This window comes from Methylobacterium sp. NEAU K (genome assembly GCF_030700285.1).
Classification (GTDB): Bacteria; Pseudomonadota; Alphaproteobacteria; order Rhizobiales; family Beijerinckiaceae; genus Methylobacterium.
In genome coordinates, this window is the sequence record NZ_JAUYZJ010000027.1 from 44,311 (window position 1) to 56,275 (window position 11,965).

An 11,965-nucleotide genomic window follows, 5' to 3' on the forward strand; every position below is an offset into this window, starting at 1 on the left:
CGAGGACCTGCGCACGATCGGCAGGACGGGCGGCCTCAGGATAGCGAGGGGGGAAGTACATGCGGGGCGTGGTATCGGTGGCGCTGTGCGCCTGTGCGGCGATCCCGGCGGCCGCCCAGGCGGCCGAGCCGGGCCGGACCGTGTTCGGCACTCTGCCGGACGGCAGCAAGGTCGAAGAGGTGACCCTGGCCAACGGCAAGGGCGTCATCGCCCGGGTGATCTCGTGGGGGGCGATCCTGCGGACCCTCGAGGTGCCGGACCGCGCCGGCAAGACCGCCGACGTGGTGCTCGGCTACAACGATCTCGCCGGCTACCTCGCCAAGCCCAAATATTTCGGGGCGAGCATCGGGCGCTACGGCAACCGCATTCGCGCCGGCCGCTTCAGCCTCGACGGCCACGCCTATACGCTCGCCACGAATGACGGATCCAACAGCCTGCACGGTGGCACGGCCGGCTTCGACAAGAAGCTCTGGACGATCACCGAGGTGAAGGGCGGAGCGACCCCGTCGGTCAGCCTGCGCTACGTCAGCCCGGACGGCGAGGAGGGCTATCCCGGCACGCTGACGGTGACCGCCACCTACACGCTGGACGACACGAACACGCTCACGGTTGCCTACCGGGCCACCACCGACAAGCCGACGATCGTCAACCTGACCAACCACAGCTTCTTCAACCTGGCGGGCGAGGGGTCGGGCCGGTCGATCCTGGACAACGTCCTGACCATCCCGGCCGAGCGCTATACCCCGGTCGACGCGACGCTGATCCCCACCGGGGAGCAAGTCGCCGTGGCGGGCACGCCCTTCGACTTCCGCACGCCAAGGGTGATCGGTGCGCGCATCCGCGACGGGCGCGACCTCCAGATCGTGCGCGGGCGCGGCTACGACCACAACTGGGTCGTGACCAACGTCCCCACGGCCGAGACGCACCTCGCGGCACGGGTCGAGGATCCCGAATCCGGCCGGGTCCTGGAGGTCGCCAGCAACCAGCCGGGCGTGCAGTTCTACGCGGGCAACTTCCTCGACGGGACCGCGGTGGGCAAGTCCGGCCTCGCCTACCGGCAGTCGGACGCCCTGGCGCTCGAGCCCGAGCTGTTCCCAGACACCCCGAACCAGCCGGCCTTCGGCTCGGCCCGGCTCGATCCCGGCGCCACCTACCGGAACGTGATCGCCTACCGCTTTTCGACCAGCCCCGACCACCGGACCCATAAATAGATGACCGATTGCCCGATCGCACGGCCCCTGCGCTCCCGCGCCTGGTTCGACAACCCCGACAATATCGACATGACGGCGCTCTACCTCGAGCGATACCTGAACTTCGGCCTGAGCCTGGAGGAGCTGCGTTCGGGCAAGCCGATCATCGGCATCGCCCAGACCGGCTCCGACCTGTCACCGTGCAATCGGCACCACCTCGTCCTCGCGGAGCGTGTCCGCGAGGGCATCCGCGAGGCGGGCGGCATCGCCCTCGAATTCCCGGTCCATCCGATCCAGGAGACGGGCAAGCGGCCGACCGCCGGGCTCGACCGCAACCTCGCCTATCTCGGCCTCGTCGAGCTCCTGTACGGCTACCCCCTCGACGGGGTGGTCCTGACGACGGGCTGCGACAAGACCACCCCGGCCTGCCTGATGGCGGCCGCCACCGTGAACATCCCGGCCATCGCCCTGTCGGTGGGGCCGATGCTCAACGGCTGGTACAAGGGGCAGCGCACGGGCTCCGGCACCATCGTCTGGCGGGCCCGGGAGATGCTGGCCGCGGGGGAAATCGACCACGCGGGCTTCATCAAGCTCGTGACCTCGTCCGCCCCCTCGACCGGCTACTGCAACACCATGGGCACGGCGACGACGATGAACGCGCTCGCAGAGGCGCTCGGCATGATGCTGCCGGGCTCCGCGGCGATCCCGGCGCCCTACCGGGACCGCCAGGAGGTCGCCTACCGCACCGGCAAGCGCATCGTCGCGATGGTGGCCGAGGACCTGAAGCCCTCCGACATCCTGACCCGGGAGGCCTTCCTCAACGCGATCGTGCTCAACTCAGCGATCGGCGGCTCGACCAACGCCCCGATCCACCTGGCCGCGCTTGCCCGCCATGCGGGGGTCGAACTCGACATCGCCGACTGGCAGACCCACGGCCTCGACGTGCCGCTCCTCGTCAACCTGCAACCGGCGGGCGAATACCTCGGCGAAGATTATTACCGCGCGGGCGGCCTCCCGGCGGTGGCCGCGCAGCTGATGCGGCGCGGGCTGCTCCACGAGGGCGCCCTGACGGTGAACGGGCGCACCATCGGCGACAATTGCCGCGGCGCGACCATCGAGGACGAGGCGGTGATCCGCCCGATCGAGCGGCCCCTGAAAGAGGCCGCGGGCTTCCTGGTGCTGCGCGGCAACCTGTTCGAGGCGGCGGTCATGAAGACCAGCGTGATCAGCGAGGCGTTCCGGGCGCGCTACCTCTCGAACCCCCAGGATCCGGATGCCTTCGAGGGCCGGGCCGTGGTGTTCGACGGGCCGGAGGACTACCACCGCCGCATCGACGACCCGGCGCTGGACATCGACGAGACCACAATCCTGATCATGCGGGGCGCCGGCCCGGTGGGCTATCCCGGCGCGGCCGAGGTGGTGAACATGCGGCCGCCCGCCTCCCTGATCCGCGCTGGCGTGCACGCGCTGCCCTGCCTGGGCGACGGGCGCCAGTCCGGCACCTCGGCCTCGCCCTCGATCCTCAACGCCTCCCCCGAGGCGGCGGTCGGCGGCGGCCTCGCGCTGCTGCGCACCGGCGACCGGGTGCGGATCGACCTGAAGCGCGGCACCGCCGACATGCTGGTCGCCGCGGACGAGATCGCGCGCCGGCGGAGGGCTCTGGAGGAGGCCGGCGGCTATCCCTATCCGGCGTCCCAAACCCCGTGGCAGGCGATGCAGCGCGCGGCGGTGGGTCAGATGCAAACCGGAGCGATTCTGGAAGGGTCCGAGCGCTTCCAGCGCATCGCCCAGACCAGCGGTGTCCCGCGCGACAACCACTGACACCAGGTCTCATGGATCGCGACAGAGGGTCGGGATCCATGGGTTCCGGCGGACGTCCGCCGCCGCAGCGGCGGCCAGGCTCACGCCTTGAGCGAGAGCTCTGTATCGGCGAGAGCGAGGCGGACGAGTTCGGTCATCGCCGCCCGCGCCGCCGCCGGGTCCCCGGCCACGATCGCCTCGTACAGGGTGCGATGATCGGGCATCGGATCGCGGGGGAGGGCACTGCGCCGCTGCTTGAAGATCGTGGTCCACGTGACGGCGGCGGCGATGGAACTCGAGAGGGCCATCAGCGGCGCGTTGCGCGCCGCCTCCAGGATCGTGTTGTGGAAGGCCTGGTCGGCGGCCCGGCCGGCCTCGGTGGCGAGGCCGTGACGGCCCATCTCCTCCAGCGCGTGGCCCATCCGGGCGATGTCGAGGCCCGAGCGCCGCTCGGCCGCCAGGGCCGCCAGGGCCGCCGCGGCCGGCTCGACGATCATCCGCAGCTCGAACAGGTCGCGGATGAACGCTTCGCTCGGCTCGGCCTCGAACGCCCAGGCGAGAATGTCGGGATCGAGCAGGTTCCAGCGGCTGCGCTGGGTGACGCGCGTCCCGGTGCGGGGCCGGCTCTCGACGAGGCCCTTGGCGCTCAGGATGCGAATCGCCTCGCGATAGGCGGTGCGCGAGACCTTGAGCTGCTCCGAGAACTCGATCTCGCCGGGCAGTACATCCCCCGGAGCATACCGGCCGCCCAGTATCGCGACGCCCAGGTCTCGCGCGACCGAACCGTGGATCCGGCGCGAGCCTGAGGCGAGCGGAAGCCTGATGTCCTCGTGCCCGTGCTCCTGCCTCAACTGCAACCTCCAGTCCGCGCCACCGGGACGGGGCAGGATCATCGTAACCGTACCTGGAAGTTGTAGGAGCGCAAGCGTCAACACCTGCAGGGAGCGCGGGCCCGCCACGCTTGCGCGCGATGATAAACTGATCTAGCTTAATTGTATGAGTAAACAGACCAACGCATACGGCGAGGTCCGGGGCGCCGTCCTGATCGGCGCCGGAGATGCGATGACGGCCGAGACCTTCCGGGCCGTGGATCCCGCGAGCGGAGCGGCGCTGGAGCCGGTATTCTCGTCCGCGGGGTCGGACCACGTCGAGGCCGCTTGTGCCTTGGCGGAAGCGGCCTTCCCGAGCTTCTCGGAAACGAACCCCGAGGCGCGGGCCCGGTTCCTGGATTCGGTGGCAGAGGCCGTAGCCGAACTCGGCGCCCCTCTGATCGAGCGGGCGATGGCCGAGACCGGGCTGCCGCGCGCGCGGCTCGAGGGCGAGCGCGCCCGAACCATCGGCCAAATCCGCCTGTTCGCCGCCCTCGTCCGCACGGGCGACTGGGTGCAGGCCACGATCGATCCGGCGCAGCCCAAGCGCGTGCCCCTGCCGCGCTCCGATCTGCGCCGCCGACACGTCGCCCTCGGTCCGGTGGCGGTGTTCGGCGCCAGCAACTTCCCGCTCGCCTTCTCGGTCGCCGGCGGCGACACCGCCTCGGCGCTGGCGGCCGGCTGCCCGGTGGTGGTGAAGGGACACCCCGCCCATCCGGGGACGGGCGAGATGGTGGCGCGGGCGGTGCGGGCTGCGGTGGCCGCCTGCGACCTGCACGCGGGCGTTTTCTCCTACCTGCCTGGGCCGTCGAACGCCCTGGGGACGGCGCTGGTCGCCGATCCGCGAATCAAGGCGGTGGGCTTCACGGGCTCGCGCGGAGGCGGGCTCGCGCTGATGCGGGTGGCGGCAGGCCGCGCCGAGCCGATCCCGGTCTATGCCGAGATGAGCGCGGTCAATCCCGTGCTGCTCCTGCCCGGCGCCCTTCGGACGCGGGGCACGGCACTGGCCGCCGGCTTCGTCCGGTCCCTGACGCTGGGGGCGGGGCAGTTCTGCACCAATCCCGGCCTGCTGATCGGGATCGCGGGCCCCGAACTCGACGCCTTCGCGGAGACCGCCGCGGCGGCGATTCGGGAGAGTGCGCCGCACGCGATGCTGACCGCCGACATACGCGTCCGGTTCGAGCGCAGCGTCGCCGAGATGGCGGCCCGCCCGGGGGTCGTGACGGTGGCGCACGGGGAGGCGACGGGGCCCGGGGGCGCCCCCGCAATCCTGCTGCGCACCGCCGGGGCGCGGTTCCTGGCGGATCCGGCGCTCACCGACGAGATGTTCGGTCCCGCGGCGATCCTGGTGGCGGCCGCCGACGCGGCAGAGGTCGCCCGCATCGTCGCCGCGCTGCCGGGTCAGCTCACCGCGACGCTGCACCTCGATCGCGCGGACGAGCGCCTCGCCGCCGGCCTGGTCCCGGTCCTCGCCCGCAAGGCCGGCCGCATCCTGGCCAATGGCTGGCCCACCGGCGTGGAGGTGGCCCCCGCGATGGTGCATGGCGGCCCGTTCCCGGCGACGTCGGATGGCCGCACCACGTCGGTCGGCACCCTGGCGATCGAGCGGTTCCTGCGCCCGGTCTGCTACCAGGACCTGCCCGATGCGCTCCTGCCGCAGCCGCTGCGCCCGGACAATCCCTGGCATCTCACCCGCCGGATCGACGGGACCCTCAGCCCGGCCTTCGGCCGCTGACGCGCCGCCGCGCGGCGCCACAGGATTTCGCGCCGGGCCGGCGAAGACCGACCCTGGGAGGACGAATATGGGGCCCTCACTCCTACAATTCCGCGCGCCCGACGGGCAGCGTGGCATCGCGATGCTGGCGGACGGTGCGGCGCGGACCGTGGTCGGCATGCGCAGCGTCCTGGATCTGGCGCGGCAAGCCCTGGCCATGGGGGACGGGCTGGCCGAGACGGCGGCTCGGGCCGGACTCGGCGCGCCTGTCGACCTCGATGCCGTGCGCCTGCTGCCCCCGGTCGATCACGCGGATCCCGCGCACCTGCTGCTCAGCGGCACCGGCCTGACGCATTTCGGCTCCGCGGAGGGGCGCGACCGGATGCACCGGGCCGCAGCGGCCGACCCGGCCCCGACCGATTCGATGCGGATGTTCCGGATGGGCGTCGAGGGGGGCAAGCCTGGCCCCGGCGAGACCGGGGTCCAGCCCGAGTGGTTCTACAAGGGCGATGGCGGCGCGGTGGTCGGCACCGGCGAGCCGCTGCTGTCGCCCGCCTTCGCCCTCGACGGCGGCGAGGAGCCGGAACTCGCCGGCATCTACCTGATCGACGCGGCCGGCACGCCGGTGCGCCTGGGCTTCGCGCTGGCCAACGAGTTCTCCGACCACGTGACCGAGCGGGGCAACTACCTGTGGCTCGCCCACTCGAAGCTGCGCCCGGCGGCGCTCGGCCCGGAACTGTGGCTCGGCGCGTTGCCGCCGGACGTGCGCGGCACCAGCCGCATCCTGCGCGACGGCGCCGTGCTGTGGGAGAAGCCGTTCCTCTCGGGTGAGGCGAACATGTCCCACACCATCGAGAACCTGGAGCGGCACCACTTCAAGTACGCCCAGTTCCGCCGCCCCGGCGACGTGCATGTCCACTTCTTCGGGACCGCGACCCTGTCGTTCAGCGACGGCGTCACGGCACGCCCCGGCGACGTGTTCGAGATCGAAGCGGCCCCCTTCTCCCTGCCGCTGCGCAATCCGCTGGCGGTCGCGCCCGCCCTGGACCCGGCCGTGACGGTGCTCTGAGGTGGCGGCTTCGGACGGGACGATCCGCATCGGACTGGTGGGCGTCGGCAAGATCGCCCGCGACCAGCATCTGCCGGTCATCGGCGCCTCGCCGGACTTCGCCCTGACGGCCGTGGCGAGCCGCGATGGTCGCCACGAGGGCGTCCCGAACCACCGAACGCTGGCGGAGATGATCGCGCGGCATCGCGACCTGGACGCGATCGCCCTGTGCCAGCCGCCGCAGGCGCGCTTCGCCGCCGCCCAGGCGGCGATCGAGGCCGGCCTCCACGTCTTCCTGGAGAAGCCCCCGGGAGCGACCCTCGCGGAGGTCGGGGTCCTCGTCGAAGCCGCGCGGGCGAAGGGCGTGAGCCTGTTCGCCAGCTGGCACTCCCGCTACGCCCCCGGGGTCGAGCACGCGCGCCGCTGGTTGTCCGGCCGCCGGATCCGGACGGTCACGATCGCCTGGATGGAAGACGTGCGGCACTGGCACCCGGGCCAGGGCTGGATCTGGGAAGCCGGCGGCATGGGCGTGTTCGATCCGGGGATCAACGCCCTGTCGATCGCCACGCACATCCTGCCGCCCTTCTTCCTGACCGGCGCGACCCTGTCGGTCCCGGAGAACCGGCAGGCGCCGATCGCCGCCGACCTGCACTTCTCCGACGCCGCCGGCACCCCGATCCGGGCCGTGTTCGACTGGCGCCAGACCGGCCCGCAGACCTGGGACATCCGCGTCGATACCGAAGACGGCCCGCTGGTCCTGTCGGAGGGCGGTGGCGCCCTCACGATCGGCGACCGCCTGCAGCCTCTGCCGCCGGAGGCCGAGTACCGCGGCCTCTACGACCGTTTCGCCGCTCTCATCCGCTCCGGCGCGAGCGACGTCGACCTGAATCCGCTGATCCACATCGCCGATGCCTTCATGCGCGGCGAGCGCCGCACGGTGGAGGCCTTCACGGACTGACCGGGAGGATCCCGAGCGGGAACGAACGCGACAGAGCCGATCAGGGCCGCGCGTCTGCGGGGGAGTCATCATGGGAATGCAGTCACGCTGGGCGGCATGCGCGCTCTGCGCGCTCACGGTATCGGCCTGCGGCCGAGCCGAGGCTCAGGACGCGACACCGGAGGCCGCTCTCACGGCGCCGGCGCCGCGCAAGCTCGACGCCCGCGCGAGCCGCAAGATGCAGCGGCGCGTCGCGAACGAGGCCAGGAGCTACGCCGGGGCCGATAGCGCGGCGGCCTCGATCGACCTGCAGGGCAGCAGTGCGACGCCGCCCGCGGTGGCGCCGGGCGCGCTCGACCTCGGCAACGGGATCAGCATGTTCCTGAACTACACCGGCGAGTTCGCCGCCAATCCGTCCGGCGGCATCCGCCAGGGGTCGGCCTATGCCGGCCAGATCGCGTTCGGCCTCGACGCCGATCTCGGCCGGCTCGCCGGGATCGACGGCGGCTCGGTGCACACCATCGTGACCCAGCGCCACGGCCGCAGCCTGGCGCAGGACGCCATCGGCTTCGACGGGAGCGTGCAGGAGATCTACGGCGGCGGCCAGACCGCGCATCTCACGATGCTGTCCTACGAGCAGAAGCTGCTCGACAACCGCCTCGACATCGAAGTTGGGCGTCTACTGGCTAATCCGAACTTTCTTGGCTCGCCGCTCTACTGCAACTTTCAGAACAACGTTACCTGCGGTGCACCGAAATCCATCTTCAAGCTGACCAACTTCACCTATTGGCCGATCGCCACTTGGGGCGCCCACGCCAAGGCCTGGGTCACCGACAAGGTGTTCGTGCATGCCGGCGTCTATGAGGTGAATCCCCGCGATCAGCTCCCGACCCAGAACGGTATCGACTGGTCGACCAATGGCGCCACCGGCGTCCTGATTCCGGTCGAGGTCGGCTACTCGACCACCTCCGGCAACGACCTTCTGCCGCGCACCTACAGCGTCGGCGTGGTCTTCGACCAATCGGACTACAAGGATCCGGTGCTCGACGTGCGCAGGAGTGCCCGCGTGTTCAGCGACCTCGACCCGCTAACCCGGTTCGGCCGGTCGGCGGTCTATGCCCGCTTCGACCAGTTGGTGTGGCGTCCGGATCCGAACGGCGTCCAGGGCCTGTCCCTGTTCGGAGTCGCGATGGGCGGCACCGGCGGACGGCAGAGCCAGGATTACTTCCTGGAGGGCGGCGCCGTGCTGACCGGCACCTTCCCGGGCCGGCCCTACGACACCCTCGGCTTCGTGTTCGCCATGGAGAAGCTCTCGCCCCTGGGCGCCGCCGACATCCGGGCGGCTCGGGCCTCGTACGGGCTCAGCAGCCGCACCGTCGAGACCCTGCAGACCATCCTGGAACTGAGCTACGGCATCCAGGTCACCCCGGCGGTGCGGCTGATGCCGAACCTGCAATACGTGATCGACCCGGACCAGACCCGCTTCCCGTTGCGGCCGAAGCCGATCCCCAACGCCTTCGTGATCGGCGCGAAGCTGTCTGTCGACCTGTTCACCCTCGCCGGCCTGGCCAAGGGACCCGGGAGCCTCTGAGGCCGGGCAGGGGGCGTCGCGCGTCCGCGTTCGGCGGGCTCGCGGATGGCCCGCTGACGAGAGACTGACCGCGCGGGTCGTCCGCGCGGCCGTTTGACGTCCGGGGCGGCCCTGACGGCCGGATGAGCCGGGACCGTCCGCCAGATTTTTGGGTGTGTCGATCCCGAGCGGCGGGCTTGGCCGACCGGATGGAACCACCCGCCCGGTCACGGATTGATCGCCAGATTATAGCTGTTCTAATTCGTAACAAAGAACGGCACGACGTCGATCCAACCCGGGAGCATCGAGACATGGCCAGCGCGAACTGCGAGAGCTGCAAGTTCTTCGACGAGCACAAGGGCAACGGCGCGGCCGCCCCGGGCGATGCAGGCCTGTGCCGGTTCAACCCCCCGGTCAGCCAGCCGGAGCCGGAATCCAAGGGGCTGTGGCCGGTCGTGTCGACGGGTGACTAGTGCGGCCACTTCACCGCCGGGATGACCGCGGCCGAATAGGCCTTCTCGACCGACCGAACCATCGCGGCCCGCCTGTCCGGCGGGCCTTTTTCGTGCGCGGTGCGGTCCGTACCCAGACCGGCGGAGCACGCTCCGGGATCCTGTCGAGAACCACGGCTGCAAGTCCTTGCCGTGAGGCGTTCTCTCGCGCCGAACCGGCGGCCGCTCCGGCGGCGCGCGCTTCAGCCGAGGGCGCCGCTCAATCCCTGCCCAGCAACCGGTCGGCCTTCGGGCCAGCGCCGCCCGTGCCTCGGCGTTGCGGACTTGCGCGGCGTCCTCGATGCCGAGCGCCGCGCCTCGGGCAGCGCGAAGGCATCCTCGGGAATGGTCTTGCGCCGCTTGGTGCTCGGGCGCGCCAGGGCGTCTTCCCGTTCCACGCGGCAACCGTACCGGGGCCGGGACCGTCTCGGGAATCCGGCGAGCGAGATTCGGGTCGGGCCAGGGGTCCGCGCACCGGGAACGATCCTTCCCCGAAAGGCGGGACCCGACAAATCCTATCCTCCCGACGAGGCGAACGGGAGGTGGAACGCGCGTTCGGGTGCTCTGCCCTGGCCCTTCAGGCCGAGATCTGAAGCCATCACCGCCGGCAGCTGAGATGAAATCACATTCAAGACGAACATTTTCGAGGAGAACTTTTTTTCATGAAAGACGAATTGGAAAATCTGTTTCATTGACGTCGGATACTACAGGCAGCAATTCTAGCATCCTGTTCAGATCTTCGGTCAAAGATCTACAGCGCTCGACCGACCCGAGCGATCCAGCATCATCGCAAGGCTTCCGCAATGACACGACCGAGACTCGTCGGGCTGAGCGCCAACGTGCAGCGCCCGTCCAAGACCCGTACGCTGGTCGACGCGGTGCTGCGCGAGGCCTGCAACCAAGCCGCGTTCGACGGGCGGATCTTCGACTTCGTCGATGCCGGACCCGGCCTGGGAGGCGCCTGGACCCGCGACCAGCTCCCGCTGCCCGCCCGCAGGGTGCTGGAGGCGATCGAGGAGGCGGACGGGCTCGTAGTCGGCTCGCCGGTCTACAAGGGCGCCTATACCGGACTGTTCAAGCACCTGTTCGACCTGGTCGATCCGGGCGCCCTGGCGGGCAAGCCCGTGGCCATCGTGGCCACCGGCGGCGGGGCGCGCCATGCCCTGGTGGTCGAGCATGCCTTCCGGCCGCTCTTCGGCTTCTTCGGCGCGCTCCAGATCCCCACAGCCGTCTACGCCTCGGACGCCGATTTCAGCGCGGGCGCGCTCACCGAGGCCGGCGTGCGCGCCCGCGCCGCGGAGGCGGGCGGTCAGCTCGCCGCGCTGCTCGCGCACCGGGCGGCCGCGACGGCCGGCCCGGTCGCGCTCGCAGCGGCCGAATGAGGGGCGCGATGCTCGACCGCCGCACCCTGCTGGCCGCGTCCCTGGCGGCCGTCCCCACCTTGCGGGGCGCCCGCGCGGCCGAGCCCGGCGTGCTGCGCATCGGCTACCAGAAGAACGGCATCCTGGTGGTCGCCAAGCAGCAGGGGATCATCGAGCGCCACCTGGAGCCCCTCGGCCAGACGGTGCGCTGGATCGAATTCTCGTTCGGGCCGCCTCTGCTGGAAGCCCTGTCCCTCGACGGGATCGATTTCGGCCAGACCGGCGATGGACCGCCGATCTTCGCGCAGGCGGCGCGCTCCTCCGGCCTCGTCTACGCGGCGGCCCAGGAGTCGGGCGGCTCCGGCGCCGGGATCCTGCTGCCCAGGGGGTCGACCATCCAGACCCTCGCCGACCTCAAGGGCAGGCGCGTCGCATTTCCCAAGGCGTCGAGCGCGCACAACCTCACGGTCGCGGCCCTGGAGAAGGCAGGCCTGCGCTACGCCGATATCGAGCCGGTGACGCTGGCCCCGGCCGATGCGGCGGCGGCCTTCGCCCGCGGCAGCATCGACGCCTGGACGATCTGGGATCCCTATTTCGCCATCGCCGAGGCGGGGGAGGGGGTTCGGGTGCTGGCCCTCGCCACCGACATCACCCCGCAGAACAACTTCTTCCTGGCGAGCCGGCCCTTCGCGGAGACCCGCGGCGCGGTGCTCACCGCGGCGCTCGACGCGCTCGGCGAAGTGGCGGCGTGGTGCACGCAGAACCGCGGCGCGGTCGCCACGCTCCTGTCGCAGGGGACCGGCGTGCCGCTGACCGCGGCCCGCCGGGCTGTCGGCCGGACCGACTACGTGATCGGCCCGATGAACGCCCGCGTGACTGCCGCACAGCAGGCCATCGCCGACCGCTTCCACGCCCTGAAGCTGATCCCGACGCCGATCCGCATCGCCGACGCACTCTGGACGGCCCCCGCCCGCAACGGCTGAGA

General features: G+C 71.1%; 10 protein-coding genes. 9 read left to right on the plus strand and 1 reads right to left on the minus strand.

The features are described from left to right. The first annotated feature begins 59 nt into the window (after positions 1–59). Together Q8W67_RS19730 and Q8W67_RS19735 are read left to right on the plus strand one after the other, a co-directional pair. Entirely contained in the window at positions 60–1,211 is a 1,152-nt protein-coding gene (locus Q8W67_RS19730) for an aldose epimerase family protein (protein ID WP_305548889.1), read from the plus strand. After that, positions 1,212–3,011: an IlvD/Edd family dehydratase gene (locus Q8W67_RS19735; RefSeq protein WP_305548892.1), complete on the plus strand. Its 1,800-nt coding sequence runs from the start codon at positions 1,212–1,214 to the stop codon at positions 3,009–3,011. It begins immediately after the preceding gene. Positions 3,012–3,091: 80 nt separating this feature from the next. Here the strand turns inward: Q8W67_RS19735 and Q8W67_RS19740 are convergent, their stop codons facing one another. Continuing rightward, a complete protein-coding gene (locus tag Q8W67_RS19740; protein WP_305548895.1) occupies positions 3,092–3,841 on the minus strand; it encodes a FadR/GntR family transcriptional regulator in 750 nt (249 codons plus the stop codon). Between the two features lie 145 nt (positions 3,842–3,986). Here Q8W67_RS19740 and Q8W67_RS19745 point away from each other — a divergent pair, with 145 nt between their 5' ends. From Q8W67_RS19745 to Q8W67_RS19775, 7 genes are all read left to right on the plus strand, one after another. After that, a complete protein-coding gene (locus Q8W67_RS19745) occupies positions 3,987–5,594 on the plus strand; it encodes an aldehyde dehydrogenase (NADP(+)) (RefSeq protein WP_305548899.1) in 1,608 nt (535 codons plus the stop codon). A 67-nt stretch (positions 5,595–5,661) separates the two neighbouring features. Beyond that, positions 5,662–6,642: an AraD1 family protein gene (araD1, locus tag Q8W67_RS19750; RefSeq protein WP_305548902.1), complete on the plus strand. Its 981-nt coding sequence runs from the start codon at positions 5,662–5,664 to the stop codon at positions 6,640–6,642. Between the two features lies 1 nt (position 6,643). Further along, positions 6,644–7,579 (plus strand): Gfo/Idh/MocA family protein, encoded by a 936-nt coding sequence (locus Q8W67_RS19755; RefSeq protein ID WP_305548905.1) that lies wholly within the window; start codon positions 6,644–6,646, stop codon positions 7,577–7,579. A 70-nt stretch (positions 7,580–7,649) separates the two neighbouring features. Beyond that, entirely contained in the window at positions 7,650–9,149 is a 1,500-nt protein-coding gene (locus Q8W67_RS19760; RefSeq protein ID WP_305548908.1) for a carbohydrate porin, read from the plus strand. 290 nt (positions 9,150–9,439) lie between these two features. After that, on the plus strand, positions 9,440–9,601 hold the full coding sequence (locus Q8W67_RS19765) for a hypothetical protein (RefSeq protein WP_305548911.1): 162 nt from the start codon (positions 9,440–9,442) through the stop codon (positions 9,599–9,601). Between the two features lie 821 nt (positions 9,602–10,422). Next, on the plus strand, positions 10,423–11,001 hold the full coding sequence (gene msuE, locus Q8W67_RS19770; RefSeq protein ID WP_305548914.1) for an FMN reductase: 579 nt from the start codon (positions 10,423–10,425) through the stop codon (positions 10,999–11,001). An 8-nt stretch (positions 11,002–11,009) separates the two neighbouring features. Next, positions 11,010–11,963 (plus strand): aliphatic sulfonate ABC transporter substrate-binding protein, encoded by a 954-nt coding sequence (locus Q8W67_RS19775; RefSeq protein ID WP_305548917.1) that lies wholly within the window; start codon positions 11,010–11,012, stop codon positions 11,961–11,963. Positions 11,964–11,965 lie beyond the last annotated feature (2 nt).